The sequence below is a fragment of the Streptomyces sp. NPDC060205 genome (assembly GCF_042728395.1).
In the GTDB taxonomy this organism is placed as follows: domain Bacteria; phylum Actinomycetota; class Actinomycetes; order Streptomycetales; family Streptomycetaceae; genus Streptomyces.
In genome coordinates, this window is record NZ_JBHWZP010000003.1 from 1 (window position 1) to 21135 (window position 21135).

The 21135-nt window shown below is 71.9% G+C and carries 17 protein-coding genes; 3 read left to right on the top strand and 14 right to left on the bottom strand.

Translation table 11 applies throughout. The features are described 5' to 3' along the window. Window positions 1-66: 66 nt before the first annotated feature. Together ACFWGJ_RS00860 and ACFWGJ_RS00865 are read right to left on the bottom strand one after the other, a co-directional pair. Window positions 67-1233, bottom strand: coding sequence for a glycerate kinase (locus ACFWGJ_RS00860; RefSeq protein ID WP_387320069.1), 1167 nt, complete (start codon window positions 1231-1233; stop codon window positions 67-69). Between the two features lie 153 nt (window positions 1234-1386). Further along, window positions 1387-1638: a hypothetical protein gene (locus ACFWGJ_RS00865; protein ID WP_387320070.1), complete on the bottom strand. Its 252-nt coding sequence runs from the start codon at window positions 1636-1638 to the stop codon at window positions 1387-1389. A gap of 169 nt (window positions 1639-1807) precedes the next feature. Here ACFWGJ_RS00865 and ACFWGJ_RS00870 point away from each other — a divergent pair, with 169 nt between their 5' ends. Beyond that, a complete protein-coding gene (locus tag ACFWGJ_RS00870) occupies window positions 1808-2299 on the top strand; it encodes an NUDIX domain-containing protein (protein ID WP_387320071.1) in 492 nt (163 codons plus the stop codon). A 44-nt stretch (window positions 2300-2343) separates the two neighbouring features. Here the strand turns inward: ACFWGJ_RS00870 and ACFWGJ_RS00875 are convergent, their stop codons facing one another. The 10 genes from ACFWGJ_RS00875 to ACFWGJ_RS00920 form a co-directional block, all read right to left on the bottom strand. Further along, complete coding sequence (locus ACFWGJ_RS00875; RefSeq protein WP_387320072.1) at window positions 2344-2871, bottom strand: methylated-DNA--[protein]-cysteine S-methyltransferase; 528 nt, start codon at window positions 2869-2871, stop codon at window positions 2344-2346. 35 nt (window positions 2872-2906) lie between these two features. Beyond that, on the bottom strand, window positions 2907-4448 hold the full coding sequence (locus tag ACFWGJ_RS00880) for an AlkA N-terminal domain-containing protein (RefSeq protein WP_387320073.1): 1542 nt from the start codon (window positions 4446-4448) through the stop codon (window positions 2907-2909). An 87-nt stretch (window positions 4449-4535) separates the two neighbouring features. Continuing rightward, window positions 4536-8480, bottom strand: coding sequence for a glycoside hydrolase family 2 TIM barrel-domain containing protein (locus ACFWGJ_RS00885; RefSeq protein ID WP_387320074.1), 3945 nt, complete (start codon window positions 8478-8480; stop codon window positions 4536-4538). A 297-nt stretch (window positions 8481-8777) separates the two neighbouring features. Then, the gene (locus ACFWGJ_RS00890; protein ID WP_387320075.1) at window positions 8778-9287 is read right to left on the bottom strand and encodes an O-acetyl-ADP-ribose deacetylase; all 510 of its coding nucleotides are present in this window, start codon (window positions 9285-9287) and stop codon (window positions 8778-8780) included. Next, window positions 9284-10693 (bottom strand): phytoene desaturase family protein, encoded by a 1410-nt coding sequence (locus ACFWGJ_RS00895; protein ID WP_387320076.1) that lies wholly within the window; start codon window positions 10691-10693, stop codon window positions 9284-9286. Before ACFWGJ_RS00895 ends, ACFWGJ_RS00890 begins: the two co-directional genes overlap by 4 nt. A gap of 132 nt (window positions 10694-10825) precedes the next feature. Continuing rightward, window positions 10826-11671, bottom strand: a complete 846-nt coding sequence (locus ACFWGJ_RS00900; protein WP_387320077.1) for an inositol monophosphatase family protein — start codon at window positions 11669-11671, stop codon at window positions 10826-10828. 137 nt (window positions 11672-11808) lie between these two features. Further along, complete coding sequence (locus ACFWGJ_RS00905) at window positions 11809-13734, bottom strand: gamma-glutamyltransferase family protein (protein WP_387320078.1); 1926 nt, start codon at window positions 13732-13734, stop codon at window positions 11809-11811. A 96-nt stretch (window positions 13735-13830) separates the two neighbouring features. Beyond that, window positions 13831-14484: a DUF4232 domain-containing protein gene (locus ACFWGJ_RS00910; protein ID WP_387320079.1), complete on the bottom strand. Its 654-nt coding sequence runs from the start codon at window positions 14482-14484 to the stop codon at window positions 13831-13833. 35 nt (window positions 14485-14519) lie between these two features. Beyond that, complete coding sequence (locus ACFWGJ_RS00915) at window positions 14520-15188, bottom strand: response regulator (protein ID WP_387320080.1); 669 nt, start codon at window positions 15186-15188, stop codon at window positions 14520-14522. Further along, the gene (locus tag ACFWGJ_RS00920) at window positions 15185-16285 is read right to left on the bottom strand and encodes a sensor histidine kinase (RefSeq protein WP_387320081.1); all 1101 of its coding nucleotides are present in this window, start codon (window positions 16283-16285) and stop codon (window positions 15185-15187) included. Before ACFWGJ_RS00920 ends, ACFWGJ_RS00915 begins: the two co-directional genes overlap by 4 nt. Before the next feature lie 167 nt (window positions 16286-16452). On the opposite strand from ACFWGJ_RS00920, the gene ACFWGJ_RS00925 reads away from it, so the two are divergent. Together ACFWGJ_RS00925 and ACFWGJ_RS00930 are read left to right on the top strand one after the other, a co-directional pair. After that, window positions 16453-17523, top strand: a complete 1071-nt coding sequence (locus tag ACFWGJ_RS00925; RefSeq protein WP_387320082.1) for a carboxymuconolactone decarboxylase family protein — start codon at window positions 16453-16455, stop codon at window positions 17521-17523. Window positions 17524-17644: 121 nt separating this feature from the next. Next, a complete protein-coding gene (locus ACFWGJ_RS00930; protein WP_387320083.1) occupies window positions 17645-18307 on the top strand; it encodes a hypothetical protein in 663 nt (220 codons plus the stop codon). A gap of 28 nt (window positions 18308-18335) precedes the next feature. On the opposite strand, the gene ACFWGJ_RS00935 is transcribed toward ACFWGJ_RS00930, so the two are convergent. Beyond that, complete coding sequence (locus ACFWGJ_RS00935; protein ID WP_387320084.1) at window positions 18336-19904, bottom strand: NCS1 family nucleobase:cation symporter-1; 1569 nt, start codon at window positions 19902-19904, stop codon at window positions 18336-18338. Window positions 19905-20073: 169 nt separating this feature from the next. Continuing rightward, window positions 20074-21093, bottom strand: a complete 1020-nt coding sequence (locus ACFWGJ_RS00940) for a TIGR03842 family LLM class F420-dependent oxidoreductase (protein WP_387320085.1) — start codon at window positions 21091-21093, stop codon at window positions 20074-20076. Window positions 21094-21135 lie beyond the last annotated feature (42 nt).

Sequence of the window (21135 nt, forward strand, 5' to 3'; positions counted from 1 at the left end):
CCCGAGTCAGTGACGGGAAGGGTAGGGGCGGCGGGGGCGAAAACCCGTCCCTCCGACCCCGTCAGGTCACGTCAGGAAGTCCTGCGCGATGCGTTCCGCCACCCGTTCCAGGATCGGCCCCGCATCAGCGATGCACCGCCCGACATCCGGCTCGACATCCGTCAGCGGATACACCCGCCGAATCCCGGCCCGCCCCAGCGCCTCAGGAGCGAGCGCCAACCGCCCGCACACGGCGATGACCTCCTTGCCCGCGGCCCGCGCCGCCGCCGCAACCCCGGCGGGAGCCTTCCCGTGGAGGGTCTGCTCGTCCAGCGACCCCTCCCCCGTGATGACGAGCGTCGCCCGCGACAGCGCCGGCCCGAAGCCCAGCACGTCGAGCATCACCTCGATACCGGGCCGGAAACGCGCCCCGAGCCCCACCAGGGCCCCGTACCCGATACCCCCCGCGGCCCCGGCCCCCGGCGCGACCGCGTACTCCGCGGCCCTGCTCCCGATCGACTTCTCCAGGATCGCGGCGAAGTGGGCGAGCCCCGCGTCGAGCACGGCGACATCGTCCGGGGAAGCGCCCTTCTGCGGCCCGTACACCGCCGGCGCGCCCTTCGGCCCGGTCAGCGGATTGTCCACGTCGCTCGCGAGGACCACGTCGACGTCGGCGAGCCGGGGGTCGAGACCGGTCAGGTCCGCCGTGGCGAGTTCCGTGAGGGCCCCGCCCCCGGGGGGTACGGGCTCGCCGTGCTCGTCGAGGAACCGGGCCCCGAGCGCGGCCAGCATCCCGGCGCCGCCGTCGGTGGTCGCGCTGCCGCCGACGCCGAAGACGATCGTCCGCGCTCCGGCGTCGAGCGCGGCCCGCAGCAGTTCCCCGGATCCGTACGTGGAGGACGTGAGCGGCGCGAAGGTCCCGGCGGGCAGTCGCTGCAGCCCGCTGGCCTCGGCCATCTCCACGACCGCGGTCCCCTCGCGCAGGGCGAACGCGGCGGTGACCTCGTCACCGAGCGGCCCCGCGACCCGTACCTCGTGCCGTTCGAACCCGGCGGCGACCGCCGCGGCGACCGTGCCGTCGCCGCCGTCGGCCACGGGGAGCGACTCGACCTCGACCCGGGGCGCGATCCGGTGCAGTCCCGCGGTGACCCGCTCGGCGACCTGCACGGCCGTGAGCGAGCCCTTGAACTTGTCCGCGGCGATGAGCACGCGCTGGGTCTGGCTACCGGTCCGGTTCACTGCAGCGTCTGCCACCTTGTGTTCCCCTTGCTCTTCGGGCCTTGCGCATGTCAAGGCAGTCGCGCCGCTGCGACCCTAACCGCAGGAGGGGGCCGCTGCCCAGGGCGGTTCTCAGGACCCGGACAGCGGCGGGACAGGCTAGGACGGGCTTCGCGGGACGGCGGCGGGTCAGCCGGCGTCGGTGCCGCGGGAGTCGTAGAGCTGGTGCGTCAGCGTTCCCTTGTGCCCGAACGGGATGCTGATGTGCTCCAGCACATCCTCCAGCAGATCGAGGTCCCCGGTCCGCACACCGACGTCCCCGGTGGTGACCAGGGGCTCGGCGGGAGCGGCCTGGGCGACGGCCGCACCGGGGCCGGACAGGACGGCGGCGACCGCGACGGCGCCGGCCGCGAGGACGGTCGTACGACTCAAGGACTTCATGGGACTCCCAACGCGCAATACGAATAAAACCTGACGACCTTCTCATGTGGTGCGGTGCCGTACGTATGCAAAAAAGCTGAGACCGAGAGGAATTCGACAGACCGTGTGTAAGGCCTCCACGCGTTGACGATCTTGCGGAGCCTCCCGTCGATCTCGCTAGGCTGGCCCGATGACCACCCCTGACTACGCCACGTACATCGCGGGCCTGCCCCGCGTCCTCGTCGGCGCCGCCGCTCTCTTCCGTGACGCCGAGGGCCGTGTGCTGCTCGTCGAGCCCAACTACCGTGAGGGCTGGGCGCTGCCGGGCGGGACCGTGGAGTCGGACGACGGGGAGACTCCGAGGCAGGGGGCCCACCGCGAGACCCTGGAGGAGATCGGCCTGGACCTGGCGATCGGCAGGCTGCTCGCGGTGGACTGGGTGCCCGGCACGCAGCGGCCCCCGATCGTGGCGTACCTGTACGACGGTGGAGTCCTGTCGGAGGAGCAGTTCAAGTCGATCCGCCTCCAGGAGTCGGAACTGCTGTCCTGGCGCCTGGTGCCGCGCGAGGAGCTGACGCAGTACATGCCGGGCTCCCTGGGTCGCCGCGTGGTCGCCGCATTCGACGTCCTCACGGAGGGAAGGGGAACGGCGGAACTGGAGAACGGCGACCTGACCGGCTGAGCGCCACGCGCGGTGGGCCGGTGGTCGCCTCCGCCGCCGCGGTCTCAGAAGAGCGCCAGGTCCCCTTCTCGGCCCTCCCGCCGCTCTCGCCGCCCTCCCCGTTCGAAGTCCAGCAGTTGCCGCTTGCGTTCCAGGCCGCCGCCGTAGCCCGTCAGGCTGCCGTCGGCGCCCACCACGCGGTGGCAGGGCACGATGATCCCCAGCGGGTTCTTGCCGTTGGCGAGGCCCACCGCCCGCGACGCGTGCGGATTGCCGAGGGCGTCCGCGAGCTGACCGTACGAACGGGTCTCGCCGTACGGGATCCTGCGGAGCTGTGCCCACACGGAGCGCTGGAACGGGGTTCCCTGGAGGTGCAGTTGCACGGAGAAGTCCTTCAACTCGCCCGCGAAGTAGGCCCTTAGCTCCTCGGTCACCTCGGCGAACGGTGTGTCGTCCGGGTCGCCGGGGCCGCCGAAGCTCTCCTCGGGCGGGCGGTGGCGCTGGTCGGTCATGTACAGCCCGCTGAGGACGCCGTCGGTGGCGACCAGGGTGAGGGGGCCGTACGGGCTGTCGATGACGGTGTGCTGTTTCACTGGACGCCCTTCTCTGCATGAGCTGCTTACTCGGGTTACTCGGGTTTTTTGGGATGTTTGGGTTGTTTGGGTTGTTCCGGTTGTCCGGGAAGGAAGTTGACCGGGTGCGAGCCCGTCGCCCACAGGTACTGGACGGCGTACGCGCGCCAGGGCCGCCAGTCCGCGGCGCGTGCCGTCAGCGCGGCGGGCGTGGACGGCAGGCCCAAGTCCCGTGCCGCGTAACGGATTCCGAGGTCGGTCACCGGGAAGGCGTCGGGGTCGCCCAAGGCACGCATGGCGATGACCTCCACGGTCCAGGGTCCGAAGCCCGGCAGGGCGAGCAGCCGGGCCCTGGTCTGCGTCCAGTCGCCCTCGACGCCCAGCTTGAGGGCGCCGTCGGCGAGTTGGCCGACGAGCGTGGTGAGGGTGGTCCGGCGGGTGGCCGGCATGGCGAGGGCTTCGGGGTCGAGTGCCGCCAGGGCCTCGACGGACGGGAAGAGGTGGGTGAGGCCGCCCTCGGGGTCGTCGACCGTTTCACCGTGCGCGGCGACCAGGCGTCCCGCGTGCGTGCGGGCGGCGGCCGTGGACACCTGCTGCCCCAGCACGGCCCGTACGGCGAACTCGTCCTCGTCGACCGTACGGGGCACCCGGCGGCCCGGCGCCTTGTCGACGAGCGGCGCCAGCACCGGATCCGTACGCAACTGGTCGTCGACCGCGACCGGGTCGGCGTCCAGGTCGAGCATGCGGCGGCAGCGGCTGATGGCGACGGTCAGGTCGCGCAGGTCGCTGAGGGTGAGCCGGCAGCCGATGTGGTCGGGCTTCGGAGTGAGGGCGACGACCCCACGGCCGTACGGCAGCCGCAGGGTGCGCCGGTACGCGCCGTCGCGCCACTCCTCCACGCCGGGTACGGCGGTGGCGGCGAGGTGGCCGAAGAGGTTGTCGGGGTTGAGCGGGGCCCGGAAGGGGAGGCGGAGCGTCAACACGCCTGGCGTACCGGGCGAGTTGACGCGGTCGGCGCGGCTCTTCGGTGCCCTGGTGCGCAGTTCGCCCGGGGCGAGGGCGAAGACCTCACGGACCGTGTCGTTGAAGGTGCGGACGGAGGAGAAGCCGGCCGCGAAGGCGATCTCGGCCATCGGGAGCGGGGTCGTCTCGATGAGCAGACGCGCGGTCTGGGCGCGCTGGGCGCGGGCCAGGGCGAGCGGGCCCGCACCCAGTTCGGCGAGGAGCTGGCGTTCGATCTGCCGGGTGCTGTAGCCGAGGCGGGTCGCGAGCCCCGGCACACCCTCGCGGTCCACGATCCCGTCGGCGATGAGCCGCATCGCGCGGGCCACGAGGTCGGCGCGCTGGTTCCACTCGGGCGAACCGGGGCTCGTGTCGGGACGGCAGCGTTTGCACGCCCGGAACCCGGCCTGCTGGCAGGCGGCGGCGCTCGGGTAGAACGTCATGTTCTCCGGCTTCGGAGGCACGACGGGGCAGCTGGGCCGGCAGTAGATCCGCGTGGTCAGGACGGCGGTGAAGAACCATCCGTCGAAGCGGGCGTCCTTCGACTGGACGGCGCGCACACAGCGCTCGGTCTCGGCGTGCATCCCGTTCTGCATGCCACCAGCATCGCCCTCGGTCAGGGCGATGGCTGGCGGGAATGCGACATCTGCCTCAGCCCGGCTCCCTCTCCCGGGCCCCGGGGCTCACTCCTGCGCGGTGGGCCGCCGGGAGACCGCCGTCGCCCTGCCGACCTCGGTCAGGGGGCGCAGGCGGTAGGTGTAGGAGTAGTCCCGGTCGGCGAAGAGCTTGTACTCGTCGTGGGTGTGCGCGCCCCAGCTGTTGTCGCCGCCGATACCCATCTGGCGGTGGTTGACGCGCAGGACGACCTCGTCCCGGCGGGTCAGCTGGTAGTCGTGGCGCGTCCCGACGGACAGGTCCTCGGGGGTGAAGTGCGAGGCGTTGACCTCGATGAGCGGTTCGCCCGAGACGAGCAGCCCGGTGCCGTCGCGGCCGGTGAGGGCGGCCCAGCGGACGTCGGTCTTGTTGCCGTTCTCCTGGGGGCGGATGTAGGGCGTCCACTGCCCGGAGACGGTCCCCGAGTACAGCCCCACGTCGGTGCCGTCGTTGCGGTCCCAGTGGTTCTCCTCGGGTCCGCGGCCGTAGTAGTGCAGGTGCTCCAGCCGGCCCGGCAGGAACAGCAGGGTGCCGACCTCCGGAATGTAGGGCAGGTCCGCCGCGCCCGGGTGCAGGGTGTTGTCGACCTTGATCTCACCGTTGCCGAAGACGGTGTAGGTGGTGGTGTACGTGGATTCGGTGCTGGTGGGCAGCGTTCCGGTGACCTCGATCCGGACGGCCCGGTCGCGCAGGGTGCTCACGCCGACGTCCGTCACCTTGCGCAGGGTCCCGGCGTCGCGCCAGGTCTGGTTGCGGACGTGCTGGCCGTTGCCCCGGTCGTTGTCGGTCGGTGCCCGCCAGAAGTTCGGCACGGGCCCGGCGGTGAGGAGCCGGGCGCCACGGACCTCGTACGAGGTGATGACTCCCGTCCTCTTGTCGACGGTCACGGAGAAGTCCTCGCCCCTGACCGTGACGGACCGCTCGGCGTCCTGGTGGCGCAGGGCGGGTACGCGGGTCAGCGGCACGGGCCGCACGGCGGGGCTGTCGGCGTCCACCGGCAGCTGCTGGGCGGCGACTTCGAAGCCCGCCTCGGCCCATTTGGTGCGTTCCCTGGTGGTGAAGGACAGGCGCAGAAAGTACTCCGTGCCGGGCGCCGGGTCCGCGGGCAGCCTGACGGGCACGGTGATGTCCTTGCTGCTGAGCGGCTCCACATCCAGCTGGGCACGGGTCAGCTGTCCGCGCCGCACGGTCCGGCCGTCGGCGACGAGTGTCCAACTGCCGTCGAAGTCACGGAGGTTGGTGAACAGGTACTCGTTGGTGAGGGTGACCGCCGCTCCGGCGGCCCCGGCGGTGAGGGTCTTCCCGGAGGGTGCGGCGTTGACCGCCTGGTAGATCCGCTTGACCTGGGCGGCCTTCCCGGTGTGTCCGCGGTCGGCGGTGACGATGCCGTCCGCGACGAAGGCCCCGTCGTTCGGGTGGTCGCCCCAGTCGCCGCCGTACGCGAAGAAGCTGCGGCCTTCGGGGCGGTTCCCCGGTCGTTTCTCCGTCACCTTCACGGTGGCCGCGTCGAACCAGAACCGCACTCCGTCGTCACCGGGGCCACGCCCGTCCGAGGCGAGTTCGGCCGCGGACAGCGCGCGGGCGTAGACGCGCGCCCGCCGGATCGTGCCGCTGAACTCCCGGGTGGGATTGTCGACGTCGGTGGCGAGCGAGAGCGGCGCGGTGTTGACGGCGGGCCGCCGGGTGGTGCTGCGGGTGGCCTTCACCGCCCCGTCCACGTGGAGGGTCAGGGTGCCCGCCGCCGCGTCGAAGACGCCCGCGACGTGGTGTTCCCGGCCGGTCCAGTCGTCCGGCAGGGCCCAGCCGGCGCTGATCCACTGACCGTCGCCGTAGATGAAGAACTCCAGGTTCCCGCCGCTCTGCTTGAGGGCGTACTGGGTGTCGCCCTTGGCGATGAGCGGCTGGTGGTAGCCGGTCACCTGCGGGGTGACCCAGGCCTCCAGCGTCAGGGAGCCGGTGAGGTCGAGTCCGGGGTCGCGGGCGAAGACGGTGCTGCCGGACAGGCCCTTGCGCCGGTCGAAGGCCGCGCCGGCGGCCTGGATCTCGCCGCGCACCGCGCCCGGCCCGCTCTCCGTGAAGAGGGTGCGCGTGGGGATCGGCGTGGTCAGGGACTGGTCGACGAAGTCCCAGATCCAGCCGCCCTGCAGCACGTCGTGGCGGCGGATGAGGTCCCAGTACTTCTTGAGGTTGCCGGTCGAGTTCCCCATCGAGTGCGCGTACTCGATCATGACGTACGGGCGGGTGTCGGAGGTGTCCTCGGCACGGTCCTGGACGCGCGCGGGGCTGTCGTACATCTCCGAGCGGATGTCACTGATCTCCGGCCGGTCGTCGCCCTCGTACTGGATGACGCGGGTGGTGTCGTACGAGCGGATCCAGTCGTGCATGGCGACGAAGGTGCTGCCGCCGCCGGCCTCGTTGCCCAGGGACCAGATGACGACGGAGGCGTGGTTCTTGTCGCGGTGGACCATGTTCCGGGCGCGGGCCACACAGGCCCTGCTCCAGTCGGGGTGGTCGCCCGGGTACTCGTCGCGGATGCCGTGGGTCTCCAGGTTGGTCTCGTCCACGAGGTACAGGCCGTACTCGTCGGCCAGTTCGTACCAGTGGATGTTGTTCGGGTAGTGCGAGGTGCGGACGGTGTTGATGTTGGTCCGCTTGATGATCTCCATGTCCCGGACCAGGTCCGCGCGGGTGAGCGCGGTGCCGCGGTCGGGGTGCATCTCGTGCCGGTTGGTGCCCCGCAGCGAGACGGGCCGGCCGTTGATCCGCATCAGCCCGTCCTTCAGCGCGAACTCGCGCAGTCCCACCCGGTGCGAGAGCGTCTCGACGACCTTGCCCGCCGGATCGCGCAGCCGCAGCACGGCCGTGTAGAGGTACGGGTCCTCGGCCGACCACAGCTTCGGTGCGGGCACGGCTCTGGCGGCCTGTACGGTCACGTCCTCGCCGGCCGGGGCCGAGCCCAGGTCCACGGCCTGGTGCAGCGGCCGGGACCAGACGGCGTGGCCGTGCGCGTCGTAGAGCTGGGTCTCGACCGCGTACGAGCCGGTGGCGCCCTCGCCTTCGTCGCGGTCGCCGTAGTCGCGCACGCTCGCGGTGACCGACAGCTCGGCGGCCCGGTAGCCGTCGATGAGCGGGGTGTCCAGCTTGAAGTCGCGCAGGTGCACGACCGGCGTGGAGTAGAGGTGGACCGAGCGGAAGATGCCGCTCAGCCGGATCATGTCCTGGTCCTCCAGCCAGTCCCCGTCGGAGTAGCGGTACACCTCCACCGCGATCTGGTTGGTGCCGGGCTTCAGGTGCGGGGTGATGTCGTACTCGGCGGGGGTGTAGGAGTCCTCGTGGTAGCCGACCAGTTCTCCGTTGATCCACACGTAGTGGGCGGACTTGACCCCTTCGAAGTGCAGGAACGTCCGTCGCCCCGACCAGTTCCTCGGGACGGTGAAGGTGCGTCTGTACTGGCCGACGGGGTTGTAGCGGGTCGGGGCGGCCGGTGGCTGCGGCTCCTCGCCCAGGCCGTTGGGGCCCCAGTACGGATACGTGATGTTGATGTAGATCGGGAAGTCGTAGCCGTGCACCTGCCAGACAGAGGGGACGGGAATGGTGTCCCAGGAGCTGTCGTCGACGTCGGTGCGGTGGAAGTCGGGGTCCCGGTCGTCGGGGCGGTCGACGTAGGCGAACTTCCATTTCCCGTCGAGGCTCATCCGGTACGGAGAGCGGGTGCGGTCGCCGTCCAGCGCCTGGGCGACGTCCGCGTACGGGGTGAGGGTGGTGTGCGGCGGCTCGGTGCCGACCTGGAAGACGTCGATGGCGCCGTTCCACTCCGGGGAGGCGTCCGCCGCGGTGGGCCGGTCGGCGGCGTGGACCACGGAGGCGGACGAGGGAAGGGCGAGCGCGCCGAGGACGACGGCCCCTCCCTCAAGAAGTCGGCGACGGCTGACGGGAGTCGTGTGCGGAGGCAGGTGCGGGCGCGGGTGCGGCATGGCGGGGCCCTTCCTCGGTACGACAGTGGGGTGCGCGAACTGAGGGGCGTAAAGCGACTACTGGGCACAAAGGCATGTGGTGAGCCACAGAAACCCTAGAACCCGAACACAACAGCGGCAATGACCCTGTCGAACTCTGTGTGTTTCTGAGGGGTGTGTCGCGGGGGTGCCCGTGCGGGAGGGCGGGTGCCCGTGCGGGAGGGCGGGTGTCCGTCCGGGAGAGCGGGTGTCCGTCCGGAAGGGCGCCCGCCTTCAACAGCGCCCGCGAGGGCTCCCGCGGTCCGGTCGGAGGTCCGGTCAGCCGACCTGCGCCGCGAACGCCTCGTACGCCGGCTCGTCGAAGAGGACGAACCTGACCTCGGTCACCGACGTCGGCGCATCCCGCACGGTCCCGACCGCGACACGCGCCGCGTCCTCCATCGGCCAGCCGAAGATGCCCGCGGAGATGGCCGGGAACGCGACGGTCCGCGCGCCCAGCTCGTCGGCGACCCGCAGGGATTCCCGGTAGCAGGAGGCCAGCAGTTCGGACCTGTCCTCGCTGCCGCTGAAGACGGGCCCGACGGTGTGGATCACCCAGCGCGCGTCGAGCCGCCCGGCGGTGGTGGCGACGGCCTGTCCGGTGCGCAGGCCCTTGCCATAGTGCGAGGCGCGCAGCTTTCGGCACTCGGCCAGGATCTCGGGGCCCCCGCGCCGGTGGATGGCGCCGTCCACGCCTCCGCCGCCCAGCAGGGAGGAGTTCGCCGCGTTCACGATGGCGTCCACGCTCTGCCCGGTGATGTCTCCCCGGACGAGTTCGATACCGGTCATGTCTGGCGCAGCCTCTTCCATACGGCCTTCGCCGCGTTGTGGCCCGACATGCCGTGCACGCCGGGGCCGGGCGGGGTCGCCGAGGAACAGATGAACACCGCAGGGTGCGGAGTGTTGTACGGGAACGCCGACAGCGTCGGGCGCAGCAGCAGCTGCAGGCCGGAGGCCGCGCCGCAGCCGATGTCGCCGCCCACGTAGTTGGCGTTGCGGGCGGCGAGTTCGGGCGGGCCCGCCGTGGCACGGGCGAGGACCCGGTCGCGGAAGCCGGGCGCGAACCGCTCCAGCTGGCGCTCGATCGTCTCGGTGAGGTCTCCGGTCCAGCCGCTCGGGACATGCGCGTAGGCCCAGAACACGTGCTTTCCGGCCGGTGCGCGGGACGGGTCGACGACGCTGGGCTGCACGGTGATCAGGAACGGCGCGTCGGGAGCGCGCCCCTCCCGGGAGGCCGCGCGCAGGGCGGTCTCGATCTCCTTGCGGTCCGCGCCGATCTGCACCGTGCCTGCCGTGCGGGCCTCCTTCGCGGTCCACGGCACCGGTCCGTCGAGCGCGTAGTCGATCTTGAAGACGCCCGCTCCGTACCGGTACCGGTCGTAGTGGTTCCCGAAGCCCGCGATCCTGCTCAGCGCGGTGGGCGAGGTGTCGAAGACGTACGCCCGCGCGGGCGGCAGGTCGTCGAGGCGCTTGACCTCGTAGTCCGTGTGGACGGCGCCGCCCAGGTCCTTGAGGTACGCGGTGAGCGCGTCGGAGATCGACTGGGAGCCGCCCCGGGCGACGGGCCAGCCCCTGGCGTGCGCGGCCAGCGCGAAGACGAGACCGACGGCGCCGGTGGCGATTCCGCCCAGCGGCGACATGACGTGGGCGACGAGTCCCGCGAACAGCGCCTTGGCCCGCTCGTCGCGGAACCTGCGCATCAGCCAGGTCGAGGGCGGCAGTCCGACCAGCCCGAAACGGGCGAGGGTGACCGGGTCCCGGGGCAGCGCGCTGAGCGGCAGGGACATGAAGTCCTGTACGAGGGTGTCCCATCGGTGGGTGAAGGGCTCCACGAGCCTGCGGTACGTGCCCGCGTCCCGGGGGCCGAACGAGGCGGCCGTCTCGGCCACCGACCGCGACAGCACGGCCGCCGTGCCGTCCAGGAAGGGGTGGGCCATGGGCAGTTCGGGCTGCAGCCACTCCAGTCCGTACCGGCTCAGCGGCATCGCGCGGAAGGCGGGTGAGTTGATCCCCAGGGGGTGCGCGGCCGAGCACGGGTCGTGCCGGAAGCCGGGCAGGGTCAGCTCCTCGGTGCGGGCACCTCCCCCGACGGTGTCGCGCGCCTCGAAGACGGCCACGGAGAAGCCGCGGCGGGCCAGCTCCACGGCAGCCGTCAGTCCGTTCGGCCCCGCACCCACCACGACGGCATCGAGCATCGACGGCACCTTCGGACTCCTTTGTCAGCCGATGGCCACTGACGGTCAGGATAAGCCGGGCCTCCGACAGCGCCCCTCCCAGCCCCTCGCCGACTCGGCAGCCGGCCCCGATCGGCCCCGCGCAGGCGCTGTTCAGGCACCGCCCGACAGCAGTTCCAGCACTCGGCGGGCCGTGGCCGCGTCCCGCGCCGCGGTGAAGGGAAGGGTGTTGCCGCCGGTTATGCGGAACGGCTCCCCCGTGAGGGTCAGGTGCGTGCCGCCCGCCTCCTCGACGAGCAGGAGGCCCGCCGCGTGGTCCCAGGCCGCTTCCCAGCTGAACGCGACGGCGTCCAACTCGCCGCGCGCGATGGCCAGGTACTCCAGCCCGGCGGAGCCGCACGGGCGCGGACTGACGCCCTTCGTACGCAGGCCGAGCAGTGCCCGCTTCTGGTCGTCCGTCGTGTAGTCCGGGTGGGACGTGGCGACTTCGAGGTCACGGCCGGGGTCCGGCGCGCCCGCCGGGAGGCGTTCCCCGTCCAGCACGGCGCCCCGGCCCCGTACGGCCACGGCGAGTTGGTCGCGGGCCGGGGCGTACGTCCAGGACGCCAGCACGACACCGCGCTGCGCGAGCGCGACCAGCGTGCAGAAGCCGGGGTCGCCGTGGACGAACTGGCGGGTGCCGTCGACGGGGTCGACGATCCAGACGGGCGCCTCGCCCTGCAGTGCCTCGTACGACGCCGGATTGGCGTGGACCGCCTCCTCGCCGACCACGACCGAGCCGGGCAGCAGCTTGCCGAGCACCTCGGTGAGGTACTGCTCGGCCTTGCGGTCGGCGTCCGTGACGAGGTCGTGCGGGCCGCTCTTCTGGTCGATCTCGTGTGCCGCGAGCTGCCGGAAGCGCGGCATGATCTCGGTGGCAGCCGCCTCGCGGACGGCCCGCTCGACGTCGGCGGTGCGGTGTGCGAGAAACTCGTCGATGGTTTCCATGTGTTCGATCATGCCTCCATGAGAGCACGCGCCACTGACAATCCCCACCCGGTGGGTGCATCACGGGTGGAATCGGCATGAACAACGAGTGCGCCGAGGCCGGCGCCCGCTTCGGTGACCGACACCCGCCTCAGCTGTCGGCGCCGACATCAGCGGCCGACCGCATACCCCTGCATCCCGCGCGGGTTCGCCGCCGCCGACAGGATCCCGGTCCGCGGGTCCCGGGCGACCGCGCACAGCCGCCCCTCCGACCAGGCGTCCCCGACCTCGACGTCGTGACCCCGCCCGCGCAGGTCGGCGACCACCTCGGGGTCCGTGCGGGACTCGACCGTCACGCTGCCAGGGCGCATCCCGCGCGGGTAGAAGGAGCCGGGGAAGCTGTCGTTGTGCCAGTTGGGGGCGTCGATCGCGCCCTGGAGGTCGGGGCCGCCGCGGACCTCCGCACGCAGGGCGACGGCCAGGAAGAAGTGCAGCTGCCACTGGTCCTGCTGGTCGCCGCCGGGCGTGCCGAAGGCCAGGACGGGGACCCCGTCCCGCAGGGCGAGCGACGGGGTGAGCGTCGTGCGCGGACGGCGGCCCGGTGCCAGGGAGTTGGGCAGTCCCTCGTCCAGCCAGGCCATCTGGAGCCGGGTGCCGAGCGGGAAGCCCAGCTCGGGCACGACCGGGTTGGACTGCAGCCAGCCGCCGCTGGGCGTGGCCGCGACCATGTTGCCCCAGCGGTCGACGATGTCGAGGTGGCAGGTGTCGCCCCGGGTGCCGCCGTCCGCCGAGACGTCCGGCTCACCGGGCACGGGAGACGTCGGCGGCTTGGCCACGGTCGGTTCGCCGGCCCCTTCGCCTCCTCGCGTCACGGCCCCTTCGCCCCCTCGCGCCACGGTCGGTTCGCCCGCGCCCGGCGTCGCGAGCACGTCGAAGCCGGCCTCTCCGGACGCCACCACGCGCGCGTGCCCGCTGAGCCGCGGGGTCCGGCCACCGGGGCTCCCCGGCCGCAGCTCGTGCGAGGCCTTCTCCTCGATCAGCGCCCGCCGTCCGGCGTTGTACTCCGGAGACAGCAGCTCCGCCAGGAGTCCCGCCGGGGGCACCTCGCCCGCGTCCCCGTACCAGGCCTCCCGGTCGGCCATCGCGAGCTTGCAGCCCTCGATCAGCAGGTGCGTGTACGCGGCGGAGCCGTACCGGGGCAGCTCGGGCGGCAGCAGGGCCAACTGCTGCAGGAGCACCGGGCCCTGGCTCCAGGGCCCGGCCTTGCACAGGGTCCAGCCCCGCCAGTCGTAGGTGGCCGGAGCTTCGTAGGACGCGGACCAGGAGGCCAGGTCGGCGGCGGTGAGCGTGCCGGAGTGACGCTCGCCGCTGGTGTCCCGCGTGGGCCGGCCGGACTGCCGGACCAGCGCCTCGGCGATGAAGCCCTCACGCCAGATCCGCCGCGCGGCCTCGATCTGCGCGACTCGGGGGTCGCCCTCCTGGGCCTCGGCCGCTTCGTCGGACTCCGTGATCAGCCGCTGCCAGGTCGCGGCCAGCGCCGGATTGCGGAACAGCTCGCCGGGCCGCGGAGGCTCCCCGCCCGGCAGGTACACCTCGGCCGACGACGTCCACTCGGTCTCGAAGAGTTCCCGTACGGTCTCCACGGTCTGGCCGACGCGCTCCACGGGCGCGTGCCCGTCCCGCGCGTACCCGATGGCGTACTTCAGGACGTCCGCCAGGGATTTCGTGCCGTGGTCGCGCAGCAGCAGCATCCACGCGTCGAAGGCGCCGGGCACGGCGGCGGCGAGGGGTCCGGTGCCGGGGACGAGGTCCAGGCCCAGTCCCCGGTAGTGCGCGACGGTGGCCCCGGCCGGTGCCACGCCCTGGCCGCACAGGACCCGCACCTCGCCGCCCGCCGGGGCGAGGATGATCGGGACCTCGCCAGCGGGCCCGTTGAGGTGCGGCTCGACCACGTGCAGCACGAATCCCGCGGCGACGGCGGCGTCGTACGCGTTGCCGCCGCCCTCCAGCACGGCCATCGCCGACTGCGAGGCGAGCCAGTGCGTGGAGGACACCATTCCGAAGGTGCCCTGGAGCGTGGGTCGGGTCGTGAACACGGGGGAACTCCTCACTGCGGGGCAGGCCGCGGGCCGCGAGGCCGGCCTTCGGGCCGCTGGGGCCGGGGCATCCGGCGATGGTACGCAGGCCTGTTGCTAACGGGCTTGCGAGGGCTGCCAGGCCGTCGTCCCGAGGACGTTCTCCGGGCCGATGTCGAGCGGGTACGGCGGCCGTACGGTCACGGTGTCGTCGCCCTTCTTCGGAGCGACGCGCAGGTACACGCCGCTGGTGTTGTTCATCCGCCAGTACAGGGCCGCGTGAGCGGACTCCCCGGGCGCGAGCGTCAGCGAGCGGGGGCCGGGGTCCTCCGGAGCCATGGACACCTGGTCCGTGCCCTCGACGGTCTTCACTCCGGGGAACGGGTCGCCCGATCCGTCCAGGACCGTGACGGCCGGATAGCCGTTCAACTCGTACGGCTCGTCGCCGCAGTTGGTGACGTCGAGGCCCATCGCGCGCAGCCCCATCGCCGCGTCGCCCTGATCGGCCGCGAAGCGCAGACCGGACGCGGGGCAGCCCTCCGCCTGCTGACCGGGGACGGTCGGAGAGGGGGTCGTGGGGGTCACGGGCGCGGGAGTGGGCGCGGGCGGCACCACCGCGAGGGTCGGCGTCGGCGTGGGCCTGCGTTCGGGGTTGCTCTCCCGGTCCAGTTCGGCGGAGAGCCCGCACCCGCTCGCCCCCAGCGCCGGCGTCAGCACCAGCAGGCAGACGAGGGCGGCACTGCGGAACGGGCCGGTACGTGTCGCGATCACCTGCCGATCATCACACGAGCCCTCGGTGGAAGCCCTCACTCCGTCCGTCCGCGTGCGGTGACCAGCCCCGACTCGTAGGCAAACACCACCAGTTGGGCACGGTCCCGGGCACCCAGTTTGGTCATGGCACGGCTGATGTGGGTCTTGGCGGTGAAGGGGCTGATGACCATGTGGGCGGCGATCTCCTCGTTGGTGAGGCCGCGCGCGGCGAGCGCGGTGACCTCGCGCTCCCGGCGGGTCAGACACTCCAGGCCCGGTGCCTTCGCCCGGTCCGGCGGCCGGGAGACGAACTCCCCGATGAGCGTGCGGGTGACGGACGGCGACAGCAGGGCCTCGCCGCGTGTGACGACCTCGATGGCCTGGAGCAGATCGGCGGGCTCGGTGTCCTTGAGGAGGAAGCCGCTGGCCCCGGCCCGCAGGGCCTCGAAGACGTACTCGTCGAGGCCGTAGTTGGTCAGCATCACCACGCGCACGCCGGACAGCCGTGGGTCGGCGGCGATGCGGCGGGTCGCCTCGATGCCGGTCATCACCGGCATCTGCACATCGACGAGGGCGATGTCGGGCACGCGCTCGCGCACCAGCGCCACGCCCTGCTCGCCGTCGGCCGCCTCGCCGACCACCTCGATGCCGTCCTCGGCGTCCAGGAGGGCCCGGAACCCGGCCCGCATGAGCGCCTGGTCGTCGATGAGCGCGACCCGGATCACGCGTGCTCCAGCGGCAGGCCGGCCCGTACCGAGAAGCCGCCCTCGTCGCGCGGGGCGGCGCGCAGGGTGCCGCCGAGCGCCGTGACGCGTTCGCGCATACCGGTGAGCCCGGTGCCCTCGGCGGGCGGACAGGACGGTTCGGCGGTTCCGTCGTCGTCGACGCGTATCGTCAACTCCCCCTCTCCGTAGTCGAGTCGCACGGCTATCTTGGCGGGTCCCGCGTGTCTGGCGGCGTTCGTGAGGGCTTCCTGGACGATGCGGTACGCGGCACGGTCCACGGTCGCCGGCAGCGGGCGCTCGCGGCCCGTCACGGTCAGGTCGACGGCGAGGCCCGCCGCGCGGGCCCGCTCCACGAGCAGCGCCGGTGTGCCGGTCGGCTCGTCCGTGCGCAGGATGTCCAGCGTGGCGCGCAGTTCGCGCATGGCCTCCCCGCCGGCCTCCTGGATGGCGAGCAGGGCCGGGGGTATCTCCTCGCCGCGCTTGCGCGCGAGGTGCACGGCCACCCCCGCCTGGAGCTTGACGATGGAGATGCTGTGGGTGAGGGAGTCGTGCAACTCCCTTGCTATACGCAGGCGTTCCTCCCCCGCGCGGCGCAGGGCCGCCTCCTCGCGGGTGCGCTCGGCCTCCAGGGCACGCTGCTCGGTCTGGCGCAGATACGCCTGCCAGTTGCGGCCCGCGAGGCCGCTGACCACGGCGCACAGGAACCAGCCCGCGAGCAGCGCGGTCCGTTCGACGGTGCTGTGCGTGACCGGGCCCGCCACGAGATACGCGCCGAGGAATACCGCGCCCGCCGCCGCGCCGACGGCCCGGTGTCCGGCCTGCGCCGCGATGTGGACGGCGGCCACCACGGGCAGGGCGGCGACCGGCCCCGGCTGCGCGTGCAGCGCGTGGGCGCTCAGGGCCGCCGTCGTCACGGCGAGCACCACCCGGGGTGCCTTGCGGTAGGCGGCAAGCGCGAGCGAGCCGGCCACGATCAGGGCGAGGTCGAGCGCCGTGCTGTCCTGGTCCAGGGCCGCCGCGGACACGGTGACGGCGCCGATCACTACGGCGAGTGCCACGTCGGCGAGCCGCTTGAGGAGTGCCTGGTCCGCGCTCATGTCCGTACCGTAGACCGCCGCACGGACAGCGGCGTCAGCCCTGTGGACAACTCCCGCACTACTCCCTGCGCAGTAGTGGCAGGGGCCGGGCGGTCGGACCGGCGCACCGCCGACTGCCTCCGGCCGTACGACGCGTGGGGGCGTCCCGGGGAGCCAGGGTTCTCCCCATGACCCCAGCCTTCCTGACTTCGCCGTTCACGACCGCGCCGTTCACGACCGCGCCCTTCCGGCACACCGATCCCCTGCCGCCCAGGTCCGCCACCGGCCGCACCGCCGAGGTGTACCGGCAGCTCGCGGAGGACTTCGGCATCGAGAACGCCTCCACCTTCGTCGTCCTGTCCTCCTCGCCGGAACTGATGGCCGCCGCCTGGGCGCTGATGCGGGAGTCGCTGCTCGCGGGCGAGGGCAGCCGCACCGGAAAGGAACTGGCCGCGTTCGGGGTGTCCCGGGCCAACAAGTGCCCGGTCTGCGTGGACGCGCACACCCTCCTGCTGCACGCGACCGGTGACCATGCCCTCGCGGAGCGGCTGGCCCGCGGCAAGGCCCCGGAGAGGGAGGCCCAGGCGCGCATGGTCGCCTGGGGCGAGGCGACCCGGGTGCCGGGCAGTGCGGACCTCACCCCGCTGCCGTTCTTCGTCCGGCACACCGCCGCGTACGTGGGCACCGCTCTGTCCTTCCACTTCATCAACCGGATCGTCTCGGCCCTGCTGACCGAGAACCTGCTGCCGGGCAACGTCCAGCGGTTCAGGCCGGTCCGCAGCCTCGTCGGCCGTTCCGTGGCGAGGACCGTGCGCCGGCGGCTCGTCCCGGGCACGAGCCTGGCCCTCCTCGACGGCGACGCGGGCCCCGGCCCTGCCTGGGCGGCCGGCACGACGGTCGGCCCGGCCTACGCGGCACTGCGGGCCACGGCCATGGCGGGCTCCGCGCTGCTGACCGAGGCCGACCAGCAGCTCGTACAGGACACGGTCGCGCTCTGGGACGGGACGCATCAACCGGTGGTCTGGGACGCCCTGCCGGGACGCGCGGACCGGCCCGGGGCGCGGCTGGCGCTGCTGGCCGCGCTGGCTCCGTACCGGATCACCGACGAGGACGTGGCCGCCTGGAAGAAGCCGCCGTACACGGACCACTGCCTGGTCGAGCTGATCGCGTACGGGGCGTTCACCGCCGTGGACCGTATCGAGCGCGCGCTGCCCCTTCAGGCCGCGGTGGGCGACTCCGTGGGCCAGGTGACGCAGTAAGTACTGTCACCGCGCGGACACGGGCGGGCACGGAGCGAGTTCGCACTTCCGCCCCACAGCGACGCGTGTGACACTGGCGTCCCGTCCGCAGTGCGGACCCCTCCGCACCGTCCCCCACGAAATGTGCGCCGTGCGATCTCTTCCTCTCGCTCTCACCGCGCGTCTGGCGCCGGTCGTCGTGCTTGCCACGGCGGGCTGGGCGCTGTCGTCCGGGCCGCTCGCCGCGCCTGCGGCCACGGAGAAGAAGGCCGCCCCCGACGGCGAGAGATCCCCGTCGGCGCCCGCGACCGCCGCCGCGGTCCGCACCTACCGCGACTCCCCCGCGCCCTGCGAGGGCGTCACGAAGAAGACGGTGAGCGCGCTGGTGCCCGGCGCCAAGACGGCCGGCAAGGAGATCCCCTCGACCGACGAGTCGCTGCGCCGCACCTGCTCCTGGAACGCGCTCAAGTCGTTCGACTACCGCTGGCTGGACATCTCGTACGAGATCAAGAAGTCGGACGAGACCGCCCTCGCCGCGTACAAGCAGCGCACCAAGGAGAAGAGCGGCGGCGGTGAGGTGCCCGGCGTCGGCGACGAGGCGTACTCGGTGGTGAACCTCACCACCGACGACAAGCAGCAGACCCGCGAGGGCATGGTGATCGTCCGCGCGTCCAACGCCCTGGTGGTCGTGACGTACAACGGCAGCAACTTCGAGACGAAGAAGGCGCCCGCCACGGACGAGATCAACAAGGGCGCGATCAAGGCCGCCAAGGAGGGGATGGCCGCGCTGGAGGCCGCCAGGTAGCGGGCGGCTCCCGGCGCGGCCGGCCCCGTCAGGTGGCCTTGCGCACGGCCTCCTCCCGTTCGGCCCGTGCCACGGGTGCCATCAGGGCGACGTACAGGACGAGCGACGAGGCGACGCCGACCGCCCAGCCGTAGTCCGCGAGCGGCTTGAGGAACGGGATGAGTCCGTCGACGGGGAACGGGCCGAGCTTCGCGCCCTTGTCGTCGACGTTCGAGTACGAGCCGCCGACGGCCAGGACACCGCCGATCACGAAGGCCAGCACCGCCCGCCAGTTCCAGCCGTTGGTGTACCAGTAGCGTCCGCCGGGCGTGTAGAGGTCCGCGAGGTGCAGGACCGTACGGCGGACGATCCAGTAGTCGGCGATCAGGATGCCCGCGACCGTGCCGAGCAGCCCGCCGACCACTCCGAGCCAGGTGAAGATGTAGAACTCCGGGGTGGAGATCAGCTTCCAGGGGAAGATCAGGATGCCGATGACACCCGTGATGAGCGCCCCGGTACGGAAGTTGATGAACTTGGGCGCCAGGTTGGACAGGTCGTACGCCGGTGAGACCACGTTCGCCGCGATGTTCACGGAGATCGTGGCGATCAGCACGATGAAGAGCGCGAAGAGCAGTCCGAAGGCGCTGTCCGTCTTGGCGGCGAGGGCGACCGGGTCCCAGATGGCCTCTCCGTAGACGGCCTCCGAGCCGGAGGTGACCAGCACGGCGAGGATCGCGAAGAGCGTCATCGTCGTCGGCAGCCCGAGGCTCTGTCCCCAGGTCTGCGCCTTCTGGCTGGCGCCGAAGCGGGTGAAGTCGGGGATGTTCAGGGACAGCGTCGCCCAGAAGCCGATCATGCCCATCAGGGCGGGGAAGAAGACCGTCCAGAAGTCGGGGCCCCAGCCGAGCTTCGAGGGCTGGTCGAGCAGCGCGCCGAAACCGTCGGCCTTGACGGCGATCCAGATCAACAGCACGAACGCGCCGACGATCACGACGGGCGCGGCCCAGTTCTCGAAGCGCCGCAGGAAGTCCATACCGCGGTAGATGATCGCGATCTGCACGGCCCAGAACAGCAGGAAGCACAGCCACAGCGGCCAGGGGTTGCCGGCGATCTGCCCGGCCTTCTCCCACTCCCCGCCGGTCAGCTTGGAGCCGAGGGCGAAGATGCCGCTGCCGCCGATCCAGGTCTGGATGCCGAACCAGCCGCAGGCCACGGCCGCCCGGATCAGCGCCGGGACGTTGGCCCCGCGCAGCCCGAAGGAGGCGCGGGCCAGGACGGGGAAGGGGATGCCGTACTTGGGTCCGGCGTGTCCGGTGGCCAGCATCGGCAGCAGCACGATGACGTTGGCCAGCGCGATCGTGAAGACGGCCTGCTTCCAGTCCATCCCGAGGGCGACCAGACCGGAGGCCAGGGTCCAGCTGGGAATGCAGTGCGCCATGGAGATCCACAGCGCCGCGAAGTTGTACGTCGTCCACTTGCGCTCGGCGACCGGGACGGGACGCAGATCCTCGTTGGCGAAGGGGCTGCTCGCGGGGAAGGCCCCGGGGCTGAGTTCGATCCGCCCCTCGGTGTCGGCGGACTGGGATATCGGTGGCCCCGTGGGGACGGTTTCGGTCATGAGCAGGCCAATCAATGAGGTGGGACGGGAAAGGCCGTGCGGGTGGAGTACTCGGGGTGCCGTCAACAGTCGACGGCGTCGGGCGACCGTCAACCGTCGACGGCGCGCGCGACCGTCAATGGCTGACCGCGAAGGATGACCGTCGACAGTCGACGGCGGAGGATGACCGTCAGCTGTTGACGGCGGGGATGACCGTCGATCCGTACGCCTCGATGACCTCCTCCTGCGCGTCGTGCATGTCGTACAGGGCGAACTGGTCGACGCCCAGCTCCCGCAGGGCGTTCAGCTTCTCGATGTGCTGCTCGGCGGTGCCGATCAGACAGAACCGGTCGACGATCTCGTCGGGCACGAACCGGGTGTCGGGGTTTCCGCTGCGCCCGTGGTGGGAGTAGTCGTAGCCCTCACGGGACTTGATGTAGTCGGTGAGTTCGTCGGGGACGGCGGCCGAGTGCTCGCCGTACTTGGAGACCAGGTCGGCGACGTGGTTGCCGACCATGCCGCCGAACCAGCGGCACTGCTCCCGCGCGTGGGCGAGCGCCTCGGGCGAGTCGTCCTCGGTGACATAGGCGGGCGCGGCGACACAGATCTTGACGTCCGCCGGGTCGCGGCCGGCCTCGGCCGCCGCCGTCTTCACCGCCTTGACCATGTACTCGGTGAGATACAGGTCGGCGAGCTGGAGGATGAACCCGTCCGCCTCCTCGCCGGTCATCTTCAGGGCCTTGGGCCCGTACGCGGCCATCCAGACGGGCAGTTCGGCGCCCGGCTTGATCCACGGGAATTTGATCACCGTGCCGCCGAGGTCGGCCTCGTCGCCGCGCCCCAGCGCCCGGATGACCTTCATGGCCTCGCTGATCCGCGCGAGGGTGTTGGGCTTGCGGCCCGCCACCCGCATCGCCGAGTCGCCGCGGCCGATACCGCAGACCGTGCGGTTGCCGAACATGTCGTTGAGGGTGGCGAAGGTCGAGGCGGTGACCTCCCAGGTGCGGGTGCCCGGGTTCGTCACCATCGGGCCGACCTTCAGCTTCGTGGTGTGGGACAGGATCTGGCTGTAGATCACGAACGGCTCCTGCCAGAGCACGGCGGAGTCGAAGGTCCAGCCGTACGTGAAGCCGTTGCGCTCGGCCCGCTTCATCAGGCTGATGACGCGGGAGGCAGGTGGGTCTGTCTGCAGGACGAGTCCGAAGTCCATGCGCCACTCCTGGTCGCTCGGAAAGGGTTCTGAGGAGGTACT